At 65.1% G+C, this 18900-nt stretch carries 22 protein-coding genes; 13 read left to right on the top strand and 9 right to left on the bottom strand.

Annotated elements, in window-relative coordinates:
• Positions 1 to 52: 52 nt before the first annotated feature.
• On the bottom strand, positions 53 to 754 hold the full coding sequence (locus CH275_RS23735) for an Rv1733c family protein (protein ID WP_094680673.1): 702 nt from the start codon (positions 752 to 754) through the stop codon (positions 53 to 55).
• A gap of 30 nt (positions 755 to 784) precedes the next feature.
• On the opposite strand from CH275_RS23735, the gene CH275_RS23730 reads away from it, so the two are divergent.
• Positions 785 to 1420: a lysoplasmalogenase family protein gene (locus CH275_RS23730; protein ID WP_094680672.1), complete on the top strand. Its 636-nt coding sequence runs from the start codon at positions 785 to 787 to the stop codon at positions 1418 to 1420.
• Here the strand turns inward: CH275_RS23730 and CH275_RS23725 are convergent.
• Positions 1391 to 1843: a hypothetical protein gene (locus CH275_RS23725; protein ID WP_094680671.1), complete on the bottom strand. Its 453-nt coding sequence runs from the start codon at positions 1841 to 1843 to the stop codon at positions 1391 to 1393. The genes CH275_RS23730 and CH275_RS23725 overlap by 30 nt on opposite strands.
• Before the next feature lie 89 nt (positions 1844 to 1932).
• Between CH275_RS23725 and CH275_RS23720 the strand changes: the two genes are divergently transcribed.
• The 4 genes from CH275_RS23720 (at position 1933) to CH275_RS23705 (ending at position 5331) form a co-directional block, all read left to right on the top strand.
• Entirely contained in the window at positions 1933 to 2724 is a 792-nt protein-coding gene (locus CH275_RS23720) for an SDR family oxidoreductase (RefSeq protein WP_256991189.1), read from the top strand.
• An 87-nt stretch (positions 2725 to 2811) separates the two neighbouring features.
• Positions 2812 to 3456, top strand: coding sequence for a DUF6636 domain-containing protein (locus CH275_RS23715; RefSeq protein ID WP_179276315.1), 645 nt, complete (start codon positions 2812 to 2814; stop codon positions 3454 to 3456).
• Positions 3453 to 4133, top strand: coding sequence for a TrmH family RNA methyltransferase (locus tag CH275_RS23710; protein ID WP_094680669.1), 681 nt, complete (start codon positions 3453 to 3455; stop codon positions 4131 to 4133). Before CH275_RS23715 ends, CH275_RS23710 begins: the two co-directional genes overlap by 4 nt.
• Before the next feature lie 61 nt (positions 4134 to 4194).
• Entirely contained in the window at positions 4195 to 5331 is a 1137-nt protein-coding gene (locus tag CH275_RS23705) for a glycoside hydrolase family 76 protein (RefSeq protein WP_094680668.1), read from the top strand.
• 8 nt (positions 5332 to 5339) lie between these two features.
• Here CH275_RS23705 and CH275_RS23700 read toward each other — a convergent pair whose 3' ends face one another.
• Positions 5340 to 6035, bottom strand: coding sequence for a DedA family protein (locus CH275_RS23700; RefSeq protein WP_094681090.1), 696 nt, complete (start codon positions 6033 to 6035; stop codon positions 5340 to 5342).
• A gap of 28 nt (positions 6036 to 6063) precedes the next feature.
• Complete coding sequence (locus CH275_RS23695) at positions 6064 to 6804, bottom strand: VTT domain-containing protein (protein WP_373453739.1); 741 nt, start codon at positions 6802 to 6804, stop codon at positions 6064 to 6066.
• A 184-nt stretch (positions 6805 to 6988) separates the two neighbouring features.
• Between CH275_RS23695 and fbaA the strand changes: the two genes are divergently transcribed.
• Positions 6989 to 8029: a class II fructose-bisphosphate aldolase gene (fbaA, locus tag CH275_RS23690; RefSeq protein ID WP_094680666.1), complete on the top strand. Its 1041-nt coding sequence runs from the start codon at positions 6989 to 6991 to the stop codon at positions 8027 to 8029.
• A 64-nt stretch (positions 8030 to 8093) separates the two neighbouring features.
• Here fbaA and CH275_RS23685 read toward each other — a convergent pair whose 3' ends face one another.
• Positions 8094 to 9011: an Rv0361 family membrane protein gene (locus tag CH275_RS23685; RefSeq protein ID WP_143546866.1), complete on the bottom strand. Its 918-nt coding sequence runs from the start codon at positions 9009 to 9011 to the stop codon at positions 8094 to 8096.
• Positions 9012 to 9160: 149 nt separating this feature from the next.
• Here CH275_RS23685 and CH275_RS23680 point away from each other — a divergent pair, with 149 nt between their 5' ends.
• The 3 genes from CH275_RS23680 to CH275_RS23670 all read left to right on the top strand — a co-directional run bounded on the left by CH275_RS23680 (position 9161) and on the right by CH275_RS23670 (position 11720).
• On the top strand, positions 9161 to 9577 hold the full coding sequence (locus tag CH275_RS23680) for a DUF3151 domain-containing protein (protein ID WP_094680677.1): 417 nt from the start codon (positions 9161 to 9163) through the stop codon (positions 9575 to 9577).
• 64 nt (positions 9578 to 9641) lie between these two features.
• A complete protein-coding gene (locus CH275_RS23675) occupies positions 9642 to 10709 on the top strand; it encodes an FUSC family protein (protein WP_179276367.1) in 1068 nt (355 codons plus the stop codon).
• Positions 10710 to 10790: 81 nt separating this feature from the next.
• The gene (locus CH275_RS23670) at positions 10791 to 11720 is read left to right on the top strand and encodes a cation diffusion facilitator family transporter (RefSeq protein WP_094680664.1); all 930 of its coding nucleotides are present in this window, start codon (positions 10791 to 10793) and stop codon (positions 11718 to 11720) included.
• Here CH275_RS23670 and CH275_RS23665 read toward each other — a convergent pair.
• Complete coding sequence (locus tag CH275_RS23665) at positions 11710 to 12177, bottom strand: pyridoxamine 5'-phosphate oxidase family protein (RefSeq protein WP_094680678.1); 468 nt, start codon at positions 12175 to 12177, stop codon at positions 11710 to 11712. The genes CH275_RS23670 and CH275_RS23665 overlap by 11 nt on opposite strands.
• Before the next feature lie 53 nt (positions 12178 to 12230).
• Between CH275_RS23665 and CH275_RS23660 the strand changes: the two genes are divergently transcribed.
• Positions 12231 to 13172, top strand: coding sequence for a helix-turn-helix transcriptional regulator (locus CH275_RS23660; protein ID WP_094680663.1), 942 nt, complete (start codon positions 12231 to 12233; stop codon positions 13170 to 13172).
• A 1-nt stretch (position 13173) separates the two neighbouring features.
• Here CH275_RS23660 and CH275_RS23655 read toward each other — a convergent pair whose 3' ends face one another.
• Complete coding sequence (locus CH275_RS23655) at positions 13174 to 13947, bottom strand: site-2 protease family protein (protein ID WP_094681087.1); 774 nt, start codon at positions 13945 to 13947, stop codon at positions 13174 to 13176.
• On the bottom strand, positions 13944 to 14609 hold the full coding sequence (locus CH275_RS23650; protein ID WP_179276314.1) for a hypothetical protein: 666 nt from the start codon (positions 14607 to 14609) through the stop codon (positions 13944 to 13946). The genes CH275_RS23655 and CH275_RS23650 overlap by 4 nt, the downstream gene beginning before the upstream one ends.
• 201 nt (positions 14610 to 14810) lie before the next feature.
• On the opposite strand from CH275_RS23650, the gene CH275_RS23645 reads away from it, so the two are divergent.
• Together CH275_RS23645 and CH275_RS23640 are read left to right on the top strand one after the other, a co-directional pair.
• Positions 14811 to 16100, top strand: a complete 1290-nt coding sequence (locus tag CH275_RS23645; protein WP_094680662.1) for an adenylosuccinate synthase — start codon at positions 14811 to 14813, stop codon at positions 16098 to 16100.
• Positions 16101 to 16291: 191 nt separating this feature from the next.
• Entirely contained in the window at positions 16292 to 16732 is a 441-nt protein-coding gene (locus CH275_RS23640; protein ID WP_094680661.1) for an LGFP repeat-containing protein, read from the top strand.
• 70 nt (positions 16733 to 16802) lie between these two features.
• On the opposite strand, the gene CH275_RS23635 is transcribed toward CH275_RS23640, so the two are convergent.
• A complete protein-coding gene (locus tag CH275_RS23635) occupies positions 16803 to 17327 on the bottom strand; it encodes a methylated-DNA--[protein]-cysteine S-methyltransferase (RefSeq protein ID WP_094680660.1) in 525 nt (174 codons plus the stop codon).
• A 91-nt stretch (positions 17328 to 17418) separates the two neighbouring features.
• On the opposite strand from CH275_RS23635, the gene yczR reads away from it, so the two are divergent.
• Complete coding sequence (gene yczR, locus CH275_RS23630) at positions 17419 to 18900, top strand: MocR-like transcription factor YczR (protein WP_094680659.1); 1482 nt, start codon at positions 17419 to 17421, stop codon at positions 18898 to 18900.

The following is an 18900-nucleotide window of genomic DNA, read 5'->3' as shown; positions in this document are numbered from 1 at the left end:
ACTAACTATCTATCGCAACGCGGGCCTGATCCCGAAGGAATCAGGGGATCGGTCAGTGTCGGCTCAGGAGATCGGCGATGTCGCGATCCCACTCCGCATTACGTCGACCGTCGTACCGGAAGCACATCAGGTGGTAGAAGCCGATGAGAACTACCGCGGCCAGCACCCAGCTACCGATGGCGTTGAAGATGGATGCGGCGGCGACGTCGGACGACGTCAGTGGTCGCAAACTCAGGTTGCCGCTGTTGTCGACCCAGATCTCGGTGGTGGTCCCGACCGGAGAACCGGTGTCGACGCTGACGCGTCCGGTGTGTTCGATGCCCCGGTATACCCAGCGGGAGTCGACAGCGGTGGCGGCTGCAGCGCCGGACGATCCGAATTCGGTCGATGCGACCGATGCGGTCTCTGCCACGTCGGTCGTGGTCGCAGTGACCTGGTGAATCGAGTTTCTCTGATTTTCGAGCCGCTGTTGCTGATCGTCGTGCGCGCTGAGACCGATCCACAGCGACACCGGAACCATGACGATGAGCAGGGCGGTGACCCAGCGCTTGATGCGCGCCTGACGGAGGTCGCAGTCGCGGAGCAACGGATTGGGGAGGTCGAAGACATCGGAGCGCGCAGAACTGGCCTGCCCGGTGAGTTTGCGGCGCATGATGGTCCCCACTGCTCGAAATTTTCCGACCGACTTTTCCACGATGGCGACGCGACCTGCGAGTATCAAGCGATAGGGGTCAGCGTCACATGTGACTTTCACTGTGACGAGATTTTTCGGTGGAGGTCTGGAATGGGTGTCGGTCGGGTTCGGCGGGCTCGCGCGGCCGCGGTGGCGGCGGGGGCGGTGACCGTTGTCGGTGCTTGGACGGGATCTTCGTCGTTGCAGCGTGCAGTCAAACCGCTGATCGTCCCGGCGCTGGCGAGCGGGCTCGATCCGGCGCGTGATCGGGTGCTGTTGGCAGGCCTTGCGGCCGCTACCGTCGGCGACGTTCTGTTGATCGATCCGGACGACGACTCCGCCCTGGAATGGGGTGCGCGTGCGTTCGCGGTGATGCAGGGCAGCTACACGTATCTGCTGCTCCGACGGGGTGCCCGTCCCGCACCGGTCGACGCGATCCCGAGGTATGCGGGGTGGGCGGCCGCGGCGGTGCTCCTGGCCCGACGGCAGCCAGCGGTGGCGCCGACCCTGTCGGCCTACGGGGCAGTGTTGGCAACCACCGCGACGCTGTCCGCGGGCGCGGTCTCGCGGGGCGGCGATCGACGGCTGATGATCGGCGGAGCGCTGTTCACCGCCTCCGATGCGCTGATCGTGTTCCGACGTCTGTTTCTGACCGAGGAGAGCCATCGCAGGGCAGCCGAGGCGATCGTTCTCTCGACCTATGTGGCGGCGCAGGTCCTACTCGTCGAGGCCCTGAGGTCGAGGTAGGAGCAGGACCCGTTCGCGGTGGGCGGGATCGACGCGGACGGCGATCACCGTGCCGGGCTCGAACCGCGAGGTGTCGGAATTCGGTATGTCGTAGACGATCTTTCCGAAGTAGCTGGCCGATCCCGGAACCGTGAATTCGAGGTCGAGCTCGGCGGTGTCGTCGTCGATTCGGCGGATGGCGTCCACCGTCGCCCAGCCCTCGACGCCGTGTTCGATCAGTTGTTTCTGCTCACGCGTGGGGCGTCCGGCGATCATCATCGCCAGTCCGAGAGCGGCGCCGAATCCGGCCACCAGGGCCGCCAGCTGGTACGGAAGCGTTCCGGGCGGAGTCCGGGGCTGCAGCCAGCCGATCCAGATCGCCAGGACGACCCCGTAGCCGATCGTCACGATGACGACGGATCGCACGATTCTCGCGTTGTTCACTTCGGTGCTCCTGAGCCGCCGACGGCGGTTGTTCGATATTCGACGATAGGGGGTTACCGGCAAGTAGGGTTACATGTACGGTGATCGATGTGACTCGACCAACTGTCTTCATCTCAGGCGCAGCAGCCGGTATCGGCCGCGCGACGGCTCTCAAGTTCGCTGCCAGTGGCTACCTCGTCGGTGCCTACGACATCGACGAGACCGGCTTGGCATCGCTCGGCAAGGAAGCTGCCTCGCTCAGCGGCCGCGTCGTCACCGGCATCTTGGATGTAACCAACTCCGATCAGTGGGAAACCCGGTTGAAGGAGTTCGTCGCCGAGGGCGACGGTCGTCGACTCGACATCCTGATCAACAACGCCGGAATTCTGGCCGCGGGTGCGTTCGAGGACATGCCGCTCGCGGTGCACCGTCGTCAGATCGACATCAACGTCAACGGGGTCATCTACGGCACCCTCGCGGCGTTCCCTTACCTGAAGGACACACCGGGCGCGCAGGTCGTCAACCTGTGCTCCGCGTCGGCCATCTACGGTCAGCCCGAGTTGGTGACGTACGGCGCAACCAAGTTCGCGGTGCGCGGCATCACCGAGGCGTTGGACCTCGAGTGGAGCAAGTACGACATCTCGGTCAAGGCCATGTGGCCGCTGTTCGTCCAGACGGCGATGACCCAGGGCGTCTCGACGGGCACCACGAGCTCGTTGGGTATCAAACTGACCGTGAAAGATGTGTCCGACGCGATCTTCGCGGCGACCCGTCCGGTGAAGCGTCGGTTGCACAAGGTGCATTTCCCGGTCGGCTTGCCTTCCAAGGCGCTCTCGCTCGGATCGCGCTTCTCGCCCGCATGGCTCACTCGTGAGGTCAACCGGCGCCTGAGCCACACCTAGAACTCCTCGCCGGACGATGCCGGCCCTGACGCCGGTATCGTCGGTCCTTCGAGCAGTCGGTGTCGAAAGGTGGGTCGGGGTTTTTTCATGCTGAGCACGTTCGGGTCGAGCAGGGCAAGGAAAATTCGTTCGGTACGGGCTGGGGTGATCGGGATCGCCGCAGCCTCCGCTCTCGTTCTCGCCGGATGCAGTGGTGAATCCGCGGCTCAGTCTCCGCCGCCGTCGACCACCACGCCCGCGGTAACGACGACCACGGCAGCGCCCACCACCGCCCCGCCGATCACGACTACCGAGGTGCCGCTACCGCCTCCTCCGCCTCCGGCGGAACCGCCGCCCACGGTCGAACCGCAGACGACCTACGCCGCCATCGGGGGCGCGTACTACTTCAGTTCCCCCGACGGTCTGTTCCAGTGCGGCATCGTGCCGTTGGCGAGCCGCACCGAGGCCGGGTGCCAGGGCACCACCACGCCGGTGCCGCCGCGACCCGACGATTGTATGATCAACTGGGGCAACGGTATTCGAGTCACCAACGACGGTCCCGCGGCTTTCATGTGCGCGGGTGGGGTGGTGTACACCTCGGGCGGGGAGTCGATCGATCCACCACTCGCGGTGGGCGCGACCATCGCGGAAGCCGGCTTCACCTGCACGTCCGCCGAGAACGGCATCTCGTGCGTCGACGACGCGACCGGCCACGGATTCCGCATCGCGGCCGACAGCAACGAAATCTATTGAGCGGCGAGAGCGCTTCGCCGTCGGAGGACGTCGGCCCGACCGAGTGGGGCGAGAATCCGCACGGCGTCGGACCGTGGGCGGAGACCCATGCCGAACCACCACCCGACGATCCGCGGCTGGATCCCGAGCTTCTCGCCGACGGTGACCGCCGGAACGTCGTCGACGCCTATCGATATTGGCGACGGGAGGCGATCGTTGCCGACATCGATACTCGACGCCACCCGTTGCACGTCGCCATCGAGAACTTCACCAACGACGCCAACATCGGCACCGTCGTGCGCACCGCCAACGCCTTCGCCGCCCAGGCCGTGCATATCGTCGGGCGACGTCGATGGAACCGCCGCGGTGCGATGGTCACCGACCGGTACCAGCACATCCATCACCACGACTCGGTGGAGGCGCTGATGGCGTTCGCGGCCGAACACGGGCTCGTCGTCGTCGCCGTCGACAACACTCCTGGGTCGGTCCCCATCGAGACGGCCGATCTGCCGCGGGACTGCCTTCTGCTCTTCGGTCAGGAGGGACCGGGCGTCACCGAGAGTGCCCGTGAGTCGGCGTCGATGACGGTATCGATCGCTCAATTCGGATCCACTCGGAGCATCAATGCTGGTGTCGCTGCCGGGATTGCCATGCACTCGTGGATCAGGCGGCACGCAGATCTCGACGACGCATGGTGAGGCCACGTCCGTTCCGGGGCGGCATGTAACGAATCAGCAACGGTAGTGGCAGGATCTCGGTATGCAGGAGTTGTGGTCGCAGCGTGCGGACGCTGCGGAGGGGGCCGTCGTCGCGCGGCACATGCGTCGGCTGTGGGGTCTGCCGGGCACGACGCTCGGAGTCGTCGCCTGGCCACCGGTTCGCCGGGAGCGGCTGTTCCTGCGTTGGCACTACTGGTGGCAGGCGCACCTTCTCGATTGCGCGGTCGATGCCGCCGACCGCGATCTCACCGCCAAGCGTCGTCGGCGTCTGAACAAGATCACCCGAGCGCACCGAACCCGCAACATCAGCGGGTGGACCAACAACTACTACGACGACATGGCGTGGCTCGGGTTGGCGCTCGAGCGCGCGCAGCGGCAGCATTTCGTGGGCAATCGCGGCGGCATCCAGCAGATCGAGATGGAATTGTTCGATGCCTGGGCCCCGGCCGAGGGCGGAGGCATCCCGTGGCGCAAGAAGTCCGACTTCTACAACGCCCCGGCCAACGGTCCTGCCGCGATCATGCTCGCGCGCACCGGCCGACTGTGGCGGGCCCAGGAGATGTCCGACTGGATGGACCGCACCCTGAGGGACCCCCGAACCGGCTTGATCATCGACGGAGTGCACTCCACCCGCGCACTCGTCGACGCGGGTGAACCGGGACAGGTCGAACGCGCGATCTACAGCTACTGCCAGGGCGTCACCCTGGGTCTCGAAACCGAACTCGCGATTCGGCTCGGCCACCCGAGGCATGCCGAGCGGGTCCACGCGCTGGTCGACGCCGTGGAGAACCACCTGACCCGCAACCTGGTCATCACCGGCGGCGGCGGGGGAGACGGCGGCCTGTTCAACGCCATCCTCGCGCGTTACCTGGCGGTGGTCGCGGTCGAGCTGCCAGGGGACTCGGAGGCGGACGACCGTGCCCGCGAACTTGCCGCGGCGATCGTCCTGAACTCGGCCGAGGCCGCATGGGAGAACCGACTCGAAGTGGAGGACAACCCGCTGTTCGGAGCCGACTGGAACCGCGAGGCGCGATTCCCCGGGCAAGGACTGCACATCGCCACCTTCACCGAAGGCACGGTGCGACCGTCCGACGTACCCGAGAGAGACCTATCGGTGCAGCTGAGCGGCTGGATGCTGATGGAAGCCGCCTACCGAGTCTCGGCTGCAGGACACTAGGTTCCGCCCTACTCGACTACCTCGTCGACCTCGATGATCTCCTCGGGGCGCGACATTTCCTTGCGGTACTGCCAGATGCCGAGCCCGGTTCCGACGACGAGCAGCACGATCATGCTGATCAGGACGACGGGCATCAGCCACGGTATGCCTTCGATGAACGAGCCGAAGTAGAACCCGATCAGCAGCAACACCGGGGCCCAGATGATTGCGCCGAGGGTGCTGGCGACCGTGTACTTGCGGTGATCCATCTTCGCGGCACCCGCGACGAGCGGGCACAGAGTGCGCACCCACGGAATCCAGCGCGCAACGAGCACAGCCCAGAATCCGTGCTTCTCGAGGAGCAGATTCACCTTGTGCAGGTTCTTGGTGTTGAGGTACTTGCCGTTCTTGCGGGCCACCAGTGTCGAGCCGGTCCGGTGGCCGATCATGTATCCCACCTGATTGCCCGCGATTGCGGCGACCATCGCACCGAGCGACAGAGCCCAGATGTGACCGGTGCCCGACGCGTGCGTCGCCATCACGATTCCTGCGGTGATCAGCATCGAATCGCCGGGCAGGAACAGTCCGATGATCACGGCGCATTCGATGAACACGAACGTCATCACGACGATCCACACGACGAGGGGCCCTGCCGTCTGCAGCGGGCCGAAGCTGCCGACTGCCTGAACGGAGACGGTCGGCAGCGCAGTGGTAAGCGACGACATGGACTCGATCACTTTCGGAGGATCTCGGTCAGGACTTGGCGTCCGGGGCGTCGGCCTCTAGTGCGTCGGCCGCCTCGCCGAGCGGAGTCTTGCGGGCTTTGATCATGCGCTTGCCGACCTCGATGACGATGGGCAGTACGGACACGGCAACGATGATCAGGAAGATGATGTCGACGTGCTCACGGATGAACGCGATCTGCCCGAGCAGGTATCCCAGTACCGTCACACCCGCGCCCCACAGGATGCCGCCGACGACGTTGTACGTGAGGAACAGTGAGTACTTCATGTGCGACGCACCGGCGACGACCGGCGCGAACGTCCGCACGATCGGCACGAAGCGAGCCAGGATGATGGTGATCGGACCGTGCTTTTCGAAGAACAGGTGCGATTCGTCGATGTACTTCTTCTTGAAGAATCGCGAATCGTTGCTCTTGAACAGGGCCGCGCCACCCTTGGTGCCGATGAGGTAGCCGACCTGATCGCCGAGGATGGCCGCAATCGGAATCAGGATGACGAGAGTCCAGATGGACGCGAACGGCTCGATCTCGGTGGACTTCGACGCCGCGATCAATCCTGCCGTGAAGAGCAGTGAATCGCCAGGGAGCAGCGGAAACAGCAGTCCGGACTCGATGAACACCACCAGCAGGAGCCCGATCAGCACCCAGTGACCGAAAGAGTTGAGCAGGTTCACCGGGTCGAGGAATCCAGGCAAAAGGGCCAGGTTCGTCGTCACGGATTCCGAGGCAGCTAGGAGACTCACCGCGCCCACACTACCGGCCGAAACTGGTAAGTCCTGAATAGATGGTGTCGCCCGGCTGTGAACGCGATGGCCTGTTCGTCGTTCTCGGTGCGCCTGTGGAATGACCTCAGGGATGCGGGTACGCACGACACCGCGCCGGGAGGTTGCCATACTGCACAGGACACAATCGAACTTTCAATGGAGGAATGACGCCGTGCCTATCGCAACTCCCGAGGTCTACGCCGAGATGCTGGGCCGGGCGAAGGAACACAAGTTCGCCTTTCCGGCAATCAACTGTGTGGGTTCCGAGTCCATCAATGCCGCCATCAAGGGCTTCGCCGACGCGGGTAGCGACGGCATCATCCAGTTCTCCACCGGAGGTGCCGAGTTCGGATCGGGCCTCGGCATCAAGGACATGGTCGTCGGCGCAGTGGCGCTGGCCGAGTTCGCGCACGTGATCGCCGCCAAGTACGACGTCACCATCGCGTTGCACACCGACCACTGCCCCAAGGACAAGCTGGACACGTACGTTCGACCGCTGATCGCGATCTCACAGGAACGCGTCGACGCAGGAAAGAACCCGCTGTTCCAGTCGCACATGTGGGACGGCTCGGCCATCCCGATCGACGAGAACCTCGAGATCGCCAAGGACCTGTTGGCCCGCGCTGCAGCGGCGAACATCATTCTCGAGGTCGAGATCGGCGTCGTCGGCGGCGAGGAAGACGGCGTCGAGGCCGAGATCAACGACAAGCTCTACACCTCCAACGAAGACTTCCTCAAGACCGTCGAGGCGCTCGGCGCAGGTGATGCGGGCTCGCGGTACCTGCTGGCAGCGACGTTCGGCAACGTGCACGGCGTGTACAAGCCGGGCAACGTCAAGCTCAAGCCATCGGTGCTCGCTGACGGCCAGAAGGTTGCTTCGGAGAAGCTCGGCCTGGCATCGGGTTCCAAGCCGTTCGACTTCGTCTTCCACGGCGGATCGGGCTCGGCGAAGAGCGAAATCGAAGAGGCCCTCGAGTACGGCGTCGTGAAGATGAACGTCGACACCGACACCCAGTACGCGTTCAGCCGCCCCATCGCCGGACACTTCTTCTCCAACTACGACGGTGTGCTCAAGGTCGACGGCGAGGTGGGCAACAAGAAGGCCTACGACCCGCGCAGCTACCTCAAGAAGGCCGAGGCCGGTATGACCGCCCGTGTCATCGAGGCGTGCAACGACCTGAAGTCCGCAGGCCGCAGCGTATCCGCAGGATAGAGCGGCTTCGCCGCACGTGCGCGGAAACTCGTGCTCTGCTACGAGTTTCTGCGCACATGCAGCGTCAGCTGCACACCTTCCACTGATCGCCTTCCAGGCGCAGGTCGAAGGTGCGCGGCGACCTGTCGTTCGGATTGGCATCGGTGTGCGCGATGACTTGAGCGATCGCGGTGGTGTCGTCGCCGACCTGGATGGCGTCGATGCTGTCGAGATTCGGGATGCTGCCCTGTTCCACCGAGACGCGGTGGACATCGGCGAATTCGGAGTCCGGGATGTCGCGGTAGAACGTCGCCAGATCCCCACACGAGGTGCTGCGCAGCGTGGCCAGGTCACCGCCGGCCAGTGCCCTGGTGAACGATTCGACCGTGGACCGGATCTGCGCCTCGGGTGAGTTGTCCTCGCTCGTCCGGTCGACGAGCAGATATGCCCCGGCGGCCACCGCCGCGATCACGACGATTGCGGCCACCAGCGCCGCCCACCACTTCTTGTGACTCGGCTGTCCCGGCCCTGCGGGCGCGGGCCCGATGCGCTGGGGCCCGACCTGCTTGGGTGCGGCCTGCTTGGGTGCGGCCTGCTTGGGTGCGGCCTGCTGCGGCTCGATTTTCCGAGGTCCGACCGGTGGAGGCACTGCTGCCGGTATTTTCTGTTCTGCTGCAACGGGTTTCGCAAAACTATCGGACGGGCCCCGCGGCGGGATGCGACGCGGGGCCGCGGTAGGTTTGGCAGTCTGCGAGACGACCGGTTTCGCGGCCGGAGCTGCAGGCGTTTCGGTTGGAACTGTGGCGATCTTCTCGGTCGCCGCGTCCTCTGTCTCGGGCTTGTCCTTCGGCTGGGGTTCGGCGTCGAGGTCGATTTTCTCCGTCTGGATTCCTGCGGAATCGTCGACCTGCTTCTTCTTGCCCAGATCGATCTTCTCGGTTGCTGCGTCGGCCTCGGTGGCTGCATCGGCCTCGGAGGACGCCTTCTTGTTCTCGTCCGGCATGCATTCTCCCTCGTTCACCGAATCGTCCGAAAACCCACGTGGTCTCGATTTCGTCAGCTGGCAGCCTATCCACCGTGACTGCGGCTCGGCGCGAGCGCCACCGGGGGTGTTCGGACACGATTCGGTGACGTAGGGGCACAATGAGCGCCATGACTTCTTTCGGTGATCTGCTCGGACCCCAACCCACACTGTTGCCCGGCGACGACGAGGCCGAATCCGCGCTGCTGAACCACGAGGCTCCCGAGACGGTCGCAGCTGCGCATCCGACGGCGTCGATCGCCTGGGCCTACCTGGCCGAGGCATCTCTCGAGTCGGGCGCCACCATCACCGCGTACGCCTATGCGCGCACCGGATATCACCGAGGTCTGGACCAGTTGCGTCGTAATGGATGGAAGGGATTCGGGCCGGTCCCGTACAGCCATGAGCCCAACCGCGGATTCCTCCGATGCGTCGCAGTCCTCGCCAAAGCCGCCCGCGACATCAACGAGAACGACGAGTACGCCCGCTGCCTCGACCTCCTCGAAGACTGTGACCCCAAGGCAGCAGAAGCGCTCGGCCTGGGCTGATCGGGCCCGCGCCAGCCGGGCGCGAGGCCGGACCCGGCTGAAGTCGGGCAGTGCTCGGTTGAAGTTGTCGCTGCTGCCCATCATTCAGTGCGCGTTGGCGGCAGGTGTGGCGTGGTTCGTCGCGACGGACATCGTCGGTCACGAGAGCCCGTTCTTCGCACCGATCGCCGCGGTCGTCTCGCTGGGCGTATCGCTCGGAGCTCGCCTGCGCCGATCGGCGGAGCTCGTCGTCGGAGTGACGGTGGGCATCGGCGTCGGCGATCTGCTCATCTCGCTGATCGGTAGCGGGCCGTGGCAGATCGCGTTGGTGGTCGTGTTGGCGATGTCGGCCGCGGTGTTCCTCGACGGCGGTCCGATCATCGCGATGCAGGCCGGATCGTCCGCGGTTCTGGTGGCGACCCTGATCCCGCCGGGCAACATGGGTGGCCCCAACCGCATGGTCGACGCGTTGGTCGGCGGTCTGGTGGGCATCGCGATCGTGGCGTTGATTCCGACACATCCGGTGTGGCGTGCACGCAAGGATGCGGCGAGCGTGTTGGCGACGGCTGCAAGTGTGCTGCAGAAGGTAGCCGACGGTTTGGTGGCGAACGATCCCAAACCGATCGAGGAGGCGTTGCGTAAGGCGCGTGCAACGCAGTCGGGTATCGATGCTCTGCGGACCGACCTCAAGGGAGGCCGGGAAATTGCCCGGATCTCGCCGATGTACTGGAATCACCGCAATCGCCTGGCGGCCCTCGCGGCGACGGCCGATCCGATCGACAATGCCGTCCGCAACATCCGGGTGCTCGCTCGGCGATCGCTGACGCTGGTACGAGACGACGAGATTCTCGATCCGCGCGTCGTCGACGAGGTGGAGAAGCTGGCGCATGCCGTGGAGGTGTTGCGGCAGATGATTCTCGCCGATCCGGGGCAGAAGCCGGATGCGGCGGAGGCAGCACGAGTGCTGCGGTCGGTCGCGGCCGGTGCCAAGCCGGAGTTGATCTCCAACGCCGGCCTGTCGGCGACGGTGGTGTTGGCGCAGTTGCGGTCGATCATCGTCGACTTGCTGCAGGTCGCCGGCCTCAAGCGTATTTCTGCGTTGGCGACGCTTCCGCCGACGGTGAAGCATCCGCACGTCCCGCCGGAGGAATGACCTGAGCGCACACCATTGCACATATGCGTATGTACGCATATGGTGACTCCCGGAAGTCGGTATCGGTAGCGAGGGGGAGTCATGGGCGCGGGTCACGGGCACAGTCACGGGGTGGGCGGTCACTCGTCCACAGGTGTGGGGCCGCCCAAGGCCCGCATTCGCAAGATGGTCGTGGCGTTGGCGATTCTGGTGGTGTTCCTCGTCGTCGAGGCCACCGTGGCCGTGGCCATCGGTTCGCTCGGTCTGCTCGCCGATGCAGGCCACATGCTCACCGACGTGCTCGGCATGTCCATGGGGTTGGTCGCGCTTCTGCTGGCCCGCAAGGGAAGTGCCGCCGCGGCAAGGACTTTCGGTTGGCACCGGGCCGAGGTGCTCACTGCCATCGCGAATGCAGTTCTACTGCTGGGTGTCGCGGCGTTCATCATGTACGAGGCGGTCTCTCGCATCGGCGATGCTCCCGAAATCCCCGGCGTACCGCTCATCCTCACTGCGACAGCCGGTCTCGCGGCCAATGTCGTCGTCATGCTGCTCATTCGCGCCGATGCCAAGGACTCCCTGGCAGTGCGCGGTGCCTACATGGAAGTTCTGGCCGACGCAGTCGGCAGTGTCGGGGTGCTCGTCGCAGGCGTTCTGATGGTCGTGTTTCAGTGGACCTGGGCCGACATCGTCGTCGGTGTCCTGATCTCCCTGTGGGTGATCCCGCGCGCAATCAAGCTCGCCGGCTCGGCTCTGCGCATTCTCACTCAGGCGAGTCCAGGGCACGTCGACGTCGATGCGTTGACCGGCGACCTGACGGCGCTACCGGGGGTGACGGGGGTGCACGACCTGCACGTGTGGACGCTGACCACCGGAATGGACGTGGCCACTGTGCATCTCGAATGCGATGGGTCGTCGTCGATGGTGCTCGACCGGGCCAGATCTCTGTTGTCCACCTACGGCCTCGACCACGCCACGGTTCAGGTCGAACCGACCGCGCACGGCCGGACCTGCAAGGAAGAGCTCACCTGGTGACCGTGCGTATCTCGAAGCCCGGACGCCACACGTCGATCTGCATGTGATCGTCCACCAGTGACGTCAGGACGACCTCGGTGATGTCGAGATCGAACACGTGATACGGCACCAGTTCGCCCGGTGCAGCGTCGAATATCGGTTGCAGCGCAGCCGGATCGGTGATTTCGACGGCTCGACCGCCGATCTTCGCATCCCCGCCCTCCATCGAGTGATGCCCTGGATTGCTGTGCAGCGCGAATCGTCCGTCGCGCTGCAGATCCCGTGCCTTGACGGCACCGAGCATCGAACCGAGGCGCAGGACGCCACTGTCGTCGAACTCGACCTCGGTGCCGCTCACCCGCGGTGAGCCGTCCGCGCGGAGCGTCGCGAGCACATGGTGTTTGTGAGCGGTGAATCTGGCCTGTACGGCCGATGCGAGGTTCGGGGCGGTTGTCGAGAAGTCTTTCCACGTCGTCATGTTGCGAGTATCGACCCCCATCACTGACATCGTGTGTCAGTAATATCGGGCAGATGCGTTCCGCACGGTTGCTTCGGATCATGTTGTTGCTCCAAGAGGGGCGACAGGCGACCGCGCAGTCCCTTGCGGACGAGGTCGAGGTATCGGTACGCACGATCTACCGCGACATCGGCGCGCTCGGGGCCGCGGGCGTGCCGCTGTGGACCGAACCCGGCCCCGGCGGCGGCATCCGATTGCTCGACGGGTGGCAGTCGAAACTGACCGGCATGACCGGTACCGAAACGTCGGCGCTGATGCTGCTCGGTATGCCGTCGGTTGCGGCCGACCTCGGCTTGTCCGACGCCACCGCCGCTGCCGAGAGCAAGCTCCTCGGCGCGCTGCCGGTCTCGCTCCGGGCGAGCGCGCAGCTGTGGCGTGAGCGTGTGCACGTCGATGTTCCCGGTTGGTTCACCGCGCCCGTTGCGAACGAGTTGGTGCCCGTCTTGGCGCGGACGGTGCTCGGTGGTCGGGAGATCGAGATCCGTTACCGCGGGGGGAGCCGGGTCGTCGGGCCACTCGGCCTGGTGGTGAAGGCGTCGGTCTGGTACTTGGTGGCCACTCGCGGTGCGCGCATCCTGTCGTTTCGGGTCGACCGGATCGAGAGCGTGGTGGAGCAGGCTACCGACGTGCTTCGGCCGGTCGGGTTCGACCTCGCGCAGTGGTGGGATGCGTCGATGGTGGAGTTCGATCGGTCGTTGCTGAGGTTCCCCTGTCGAGTCCGATTGTCCGACAACGCAGTGCGTGCCCTGCCTCGGGTGATCGGAGTCGCGGCCACGCCGGATCTGGGCACGGCCGACAGTGACGGCTGGACCGAGGTGGAGTTGATGCTCGAGAGCGAGGAGGTCGCACTCGCTCAGCTGATCGCGCTCGGCGGGGGAGTCAGTGTGCTGGGGCCGGCTTCGCTGCGACGATCGCTGCGTGATGTCGCGGCGAGCATCGTGAGCGAGAACAGTTGAGTCACAGCCAGAATCGCATCAGGAAGTTACCGTTGCCGGCGAAGAACTCGGGAACACCGGACAATCCGAAGAGGGTGTAGATCGCCCCGAAGAATGCCGAATTGACTGCCGGCACGAACAGCAATGCCACGAGAACGAGGATTCCGTAGCCCTTGAACTGGTTCATCGATGCACGGGTGGCGGGCGAGAGCGAGGGTTCGAGTGCGGCGTATCCGTCGAGTCCCGGCACCGGAATCAGGTTGAGGATCGTGGCCATGATCTGCAGGAAGGCCAGGAAGCTGAGCCCGTACCAGAAGGCCTGATGGGTCCCGTCCGTGCCGAACACGCGAATGACGATCAGAAGTAACACGGCGAGAACGGCATTGGCGAACGGACCGGCGAGGGCGATGCGCCGCTGCGTCGATGCCGAGAACTGGCCGGTGCGCAGATATACGGCACCGCCCGGCAGTCCGATTCCGCCGATCGCGATGAATACGACCGGCAAGACGATCGAGAGCAACGGGTGGGTGTACTTCAGCGGGTTGAGCGTCAGGTAGCCGCGGAGCTCGACCTCGCGATCCCCGGCGCGAAACGCGGTGAACGCGTGACCGAATTCGTGCAGGCACACCGAGGCGATCCAGCCGGCCAGTACCAGAACGAACACCCCGAGGCGTGCAGCGGTGGACGTGACGTCCTCGGCTGTCCACGCCACTGCGCCGCCCACTCCTGCGACGGCGAGAACGGCGACGAAGACCGGGCTCGGCAGGACGGGACTGCGACGCAAGGGAACGGTCATCGGACCAGCAACCACTCCTGATGGTGCCGGTAGAACGTCGATCTCTTCACCGTTCGGTCGCCGGCGATGCCGTCGCGCATCAGGTTCGCGGCAGGGGAACCGAGTTGCATTGCGCGCCCGCTCACCCAGCGGCGGGGTAGAAGACGTCGTCGGCTGATCACGCGCGCACGAAGGCCGGGCAGTTCCGCGGTCGGTGCCACCTCGACGCCGGGTACGACGCCGGAGAACAGGCGAGTGTCGTCGACGTAGGCCTCGCCCTCGAGTTCGGCTCCGTCGGCCCCGCCGAGAAGTGCCCGGCCGACCACCGCCTTGCCCGCGTCGTCGCGAATGAGGGGAGTGCCCGACGCCGAGCCTGTCAGTGCCACTTTCGCGGCGCGTGATCCGGTGCCGAGTTTGTAGATGTGCGCTGCGTCGGTGGCCGTGTCGGGCACGAAAGCGAGTTCGACGTGCAGGCGGTCGGTGCGCATCAGTCGGGTCAGCACGGCGGCCAGGGAGGCATCGTCGCCCAGGACGATGATGCGGGGGGCAGGGACCGATTCGATGTCGGAGAAGATCCCGCTGCAGTCGTCGTCGGTCGGTACGGCGTCGGCGCTGCGCAGTGGGACGTCGGTCAGCGTGATCGGCAGCGGCGGGTTCCCGCAGTGCAGAACGAACGGTGTCACGGCGCTCCTAGATCTTCGTCGAACCCTCAGGCGACCATAGTGCCCTCGTTTCGACTCCACCGTAGCGGCATGCGGGCCAGCTCACCGGCTCGGCTAGACTGTTCTCCCGGCCACTGTCGCGCCTGCGACAAATGGTGACTGCTGCGTCCGTTCGAGCAAATCTGCAGCACGTCCTCGCACGAATGCAACGTAGGAGAGCACATGCCGGCGATAGTCCTGATCGGCGCCCAGTGGGGCGACGAGGGCAAAGGCAAAGCCACCGACCTTTTCGGCGAACGACTTCAGTGGGTGGTGCGCTACCAGGGCGGTAACAATGCCGGCCACACCGTGGTCCTGCCGAACGGCGACAAGTTCGCTCTGCACCTGATCCCGTCGGGAATCCTCACGCCGGGCGTGAAGAACGTCATCGGCAATGGCGTCGTCGTCGATCCGGGAGTGCTCCTCACCGAGCTCGACGGCCTCGAGAAGCGCGGCGTGGACACCTCGAACCTGCTGCTCAGTGCCGATGCGCACCTGATCATGCCGTACCACGTAGCCATCGACAAGGTGACCGAGCGTTTCCTCGGGGCCAAGAAGATCGGTACCACCGGGCGCGGAATCGGGCCGTGCTACCAGGACAAGATCGCCCGTGTCGGTGTTCGGGCCGCGGATGTGCTCGACGAGAAGATCCTGACCCAAAAGGTCGAGGCCGCACTGGAATTCAAGAACCAGGTGCTCTCGAAGATCTACAACCGGCGCGCACTGGATTCGCAGCAGGTGGTCGACGAGGTGCTCGAGCAGGCCGAGGGCTTCAAGCATCGCATCACCGATACCAGGCTGCAGTTGAACCTGGCGCTCGAGCGCGGCGAGACGATTCTGCTCGAGGGCTCGCAGGGCACACTGCTCGACGTCGACCACGGCACGTACCCCTACGTCACGTCCTCGAACCCGACGGCGGGCGGCGCGTCGGTCGGTTCCGGCATCGGCCCCAACAAGATCGGGACCGTCCTCGGCATCCTGAAGGCGTACACGACGCGTGTCGGCTCGGGACCGTTCCCGACGGAGCTGTTCGACAATCACGGCGAGTACCTGGCCAAGCAGGGCGGCGAGGTGGGCGTGACGACCGGGCGTGCACGGCGCACCGGCTGGTTCGACGCCGTCATCGCGCGATACGCCACGCGCGTCAACGGCATCACCGACTACTTCCTGACCAAACTCGACGTCCTGTCCAGCCTGGACACGGTGCCGATCTGTGTCGCGTACGACGTCGACGGCGTTCGGCACGACGAGATGCCGATGACGCAGACCGGTTTCCATCACGCGAAGCCGATCTACGAAGAGATGCCCGGTTGGTGGGAAGACATCTCCGGCGCCCGCACGTTCGAGGAACTGCCCATCAACGCGCAGAACTACGTCCTGCGTCTCGAAGAGCTCTCGGGCGCGTACATGTCGTGCATCGGCGTCGGACCGGGTCGCGACGAAACCATCGTTCGACGGGACATCCTGCGGTAGGAAATCTGCGGTACGCAACTTGCCACATGCGAAAGCCCCGAGGCGTCCAGCCTCGGGGCTTTCGCATGTGTGTGAGGCCTGGTCGAGACAGAGCGAATTCTGCGGCATCCCACATATATGTCCGAATCGAGCTGCATATCTGCTCGCCGACGTGGATAATCGGTTCAGGTAAAGCGACGGAGGTTCCAGCGATGACCGAAAATTACAACGGGTTGGAAGTTTTCAGCTACCAATACGATCGGTTCACTTACGAACATCCCTGGATCGGCGCTCAAGCCGGTGAATTCATGCTCGGTCCCGAGGGCGGCGGAATGCTCGAATTCACCCATGCCACTGTGTTCGCTCTTCCCGAAGGTGGCGCGCACGAGGTGCACGGTCCCATACTCGATTGGTACCTCGGTCACGGCGGACCCTATGGGGCACTTGGCTATCCGATCAGCAACGAGCGTCCGACGCCGACGGGCTCCGGCAGATACAACCTTTTCCAGCGCGGGGCCATCGGATGGCTGCCCGATGTGGGTGCGTTCACCATCGGTGGTCGGGGCGAGGAATCGGATGTCAGCCCCGGTCCGGAAGCTGTATCGGTCTCGGCGGTCGACGGTCCTATTTCCGAACTGGGAATTTCGGCCTGAAATACAATTCTGCTCCCTGTTTTCGGCGGTTTATTCGGTCGAACGGTCGGAATAAACGCCGCGCTCTGATTCAGAACAATGTGGGCTCGTCGAATCCCGGTACGCCTTCTATGCCAAGAATTCGTTGTTTGGTGTTCGCTCCACCCGGCGCGGAGAAGCCGCCGACTTCGCTGCCTGCACCGAGCACACGGTGGCACGGAACGATGATCGGCACCGGGTTGCGGCCGAGTGCACCGCCGACCGCTTGCGCCGCACCGGGATGGCCGAGTCTGCGAGCGATGTCGCCGTAGGTGAGTGTCGCGCCCCGAGGGATGTCGCTGCACACGGTGTACACCGACGCATCGAACTCCGAAACGTCGAGCACCAGCGGTATCGGCCTCAAGTCGACGGCACGGCCGTCGAGGAGTCCGGTGATCCGGTCGATGGCATCGGCGGCCAGTGCGTCGACCGGCCCTTCTGCCGCACCGAAGCCGGTCAGGTAGTCGATCATTGCCTCGTCCGACGGTTCGGGCAGCGCAACCGCGGCTACTCCGTCGTCGGTCCAGGCGATACCGCAGCGACCGATGGCGGTGTCGAAGAGCGTGCAGCTCGGCATGGGTCCAGTATCCACCCGAGGTCGGGGAGCAGTCCAGTAGACGACCGAATGGACTTGAATGTTCGATGCCAGTGGGCCAATACTGGAGAACATGGCCTCGAGAGTTCTCAACGCAACGTCACTGGCCCGCGATCTCGGTAGCTGGCGCGCTGACGCCTCCTCCGATGGACCCGGCCGGCGCAAGGCGTCGCGTCCGACGTATCGCGCGTTGGCGGACGGCGTTCGACTCCTCATTCACGACGGTCGGATTCCGTTGGGTGTCGGTCTGCCCAGTGAGCGCGATCTGTCGGCCGCACTCGATTTGAGCCGCACCACCATCACCTCCTCCTATTCGGTGCTGCGTGACGAGGGCTATCTGATCAGCAAGCAGGGTTCGCGCAGTACCGTCGCGCTGCCTGCGGCCCCCACCCCGAACGGACTGCTGATCCAGTCGACGTCGACGTCGGGTCCGGTGGTGGACATGTCTCACGCTGCCATGTCGGCCGCCGACGGAACCATGACGGCCGCGTACGAGTCTGCACTGCAAGCACTTCCGACGTACCTGCCGACGCACGGAATGGAGCCCATCGGCTTGGCGGTGTTGCGGGAGGCCATCGCGCAGCGATTCGTCGAGCGTGGCCTACCGACGACCGCGGATCAGATCATGGTCACATCCGGTGCGCAGCAAGCAGTTCGGCTCTTGCTGGGCACGTTGACGTCACCCGGTGATCGGGTGCTGATCGATCACCCGACCTATCCCAACGCGCTCGAGGCCATCCGACGCGTCGGCGCGCGGCCGGTGCCGGTGCCGGTTCGTCCCGCGGACGGCGACTGGGATCTCGACGGAATTCGCAGTGCCGCACGGCAAACGGCCGCCAAGGTCGCGTACCTGATTCCGGACTTTCACAATCCGACCGGGCAGGTGCTGGACGCCGAGGGCCGGGCCGAACTCGCGCGCATCACCCGTGACACTCGCATGACGCTCATCGTCGACGAGACGATGGTGGACCTGTGGCTCGACGCCCCGCCGCCACCACCGGTCGCGTCGTTCGGACGGGTCTCGGGCTCCGACATCGTCACGATCGGCTCGGCGTCCAAGTCGTTCTGGGGCGGACTGCGCATCGGGTGGATCAGGGCGCACCCGTCGCTGGTATCCCAGCTCGCAGGTTCGCGGGCGGCGCACGACCTCGGCACGTCGATCATGGATCAGTTGGCGTCGTCGTTCTTGCTGCAGGACGCCGAACCCGCACTCGAGCTCCGCCGATCGCAACTGCGTGAACGTCGTGACGTACTCGAGGACGCTCTGGCCGAGCATCTTCCGGACTGGCGCTATCGCCGCTCCGAGGGCGGTATGTCGCTGTGGTTGCAGCTGCCTGCACCGGTGTCGAGTGCACTCGCCGCCACCGCTCCGGCATTCGGAGCGGTGCTGGCGGCAGGACCGCGATTCGGCGTCGAGGGTGCGTTCGAGCGCTATCTCAGGTTGCCGTACACCCGTGAGCCGCAAGAGCTTCGGGCCGCTGTCGCCGCAACGGCCGGGGCGTACCGAGCACTCGCCCCCAGCGCCGAATCGGAACAGCCGGCTCTGGTGTTCTGA

It is taken from the genome of Rhodococcus sp. 06-235-1A, from assembly GCF_002258785.1.
Taxonomy (GTDB): domain Bacteria; phylum Actinomycetota; class Actinomycetes; order Mycobacteriales; family Mycobacteriaceae; genus Rhodococcoides.
This window is presented reverse-complemented; position numbering and strand designations above follow the sequence as displayed.

What these genes read in the sequence shown, in the direction of transcription:
- CH275_RS23715 (WP_179276315.1), top strand. Translation starts at nt 2,812, where the DNA reads ATGCTGAGCACGTTCGGGTCGAGCAGGGCAAGGAAAATTCGTTCGGTA.
- yczR (WP_094680659.1), top strand. Translation starts at nt 17,419, where the DNA reads ATGGCCTCGAGAGTTCTCAACGCAACGTCACTGGCCCGCGATCTCGGT.
- CH275_RS23635 (WP_094680660.1), bottom strand. Translation starts at nt 17,327, where the DNA reads ATGCCGAGCTGCACGCTCTTCGACACCGCCATCGGTCGCTGCGGTATC.
- CH275_RS23670 (WP_094680664.1), top strand. Translation starts at nt 10,791, where the DNA reads ATGGGCGCGGGTCACGGGCACAGTCACGGGGTGGGCGGTCACTCGTCC.
- CH275_RS23645 (WP_094680662.1), top strand. Translation starts at nt 14,811, where the DNA reads ATGCCGGCGATAGTCCTGATCGGCGCCCAGTGGGGCGACGAGGGCAAA.
- CH275_RS23655 (WP_094681087.1), bottom strand. Translation starts at nt 13,947, where the DNA reads ATGACCGTTCCCTTGCGTCGCAGTCCCGTCCTGCCGAGCCCGGTCTTC.
- CH275_RS23660 (WP_094680663.1), top strand. Translation starts at nt 12,231, where the DNA reads ATGCGTTCCGCACGGTTGCTTCGGATCATGTTGTTGCTCCAAGAGGGG.
- CH275_RS23685 (WP_143546866.1), bottom strand. Translation starts at nt 9,011, where the DNA reads ATGCCGGACGAGAACAAGAAGGCGTCCTCCGAGGCCGATGCAGCCACC.
- CH275_RS23700 (WP_094681090.1), bottom strand. Translation starts at nt 6,035, where the DNA reads ATGTCGTCGCTTACCACTGCGCTGCCGACCGTCTCCGTTCAGGCAGTC.
- CH275_RS23665 (WP_094680678.1), bottom strand. Translation starts at nt 12,177, where the DNA reads ATGACGACGTGGAAAGACTTCTCGACAACCGCCCCGAACCTCGCATCG.
- CH275_RS23705 (WP_094680668.1), top strand. Translation starts at nt 4,195, where the DNA reads ATGCAGGAGTTGTGGTCGCAGCGTGCGGACGCTGCGGAGGGGGCCGTC.
- CH275_RS23640 (WP_094680661.1), top strand. Translation starts at nt 16,292, where the DNA reads ATGACCGAAAATTACAACGGGTTGGAAGTTTTCAGCTACCAATACGAT.
- CH275_RS23680 (WP_094680677.1), top strand. Translation starts at nt 9,161, where the DNA reads ATGACTTCTTTCGGTGATCTGCTCGGACCCCAACCCACACTGTTGCCC.
- CH275_RS23730 (WP_094680672.1), top strand. Translation starts at nt 785, where the DNA reads ATGGGTGTCGGTCGGGTTCGGCGGGCTCGCGCGGCCGCGGTGGCGGCG.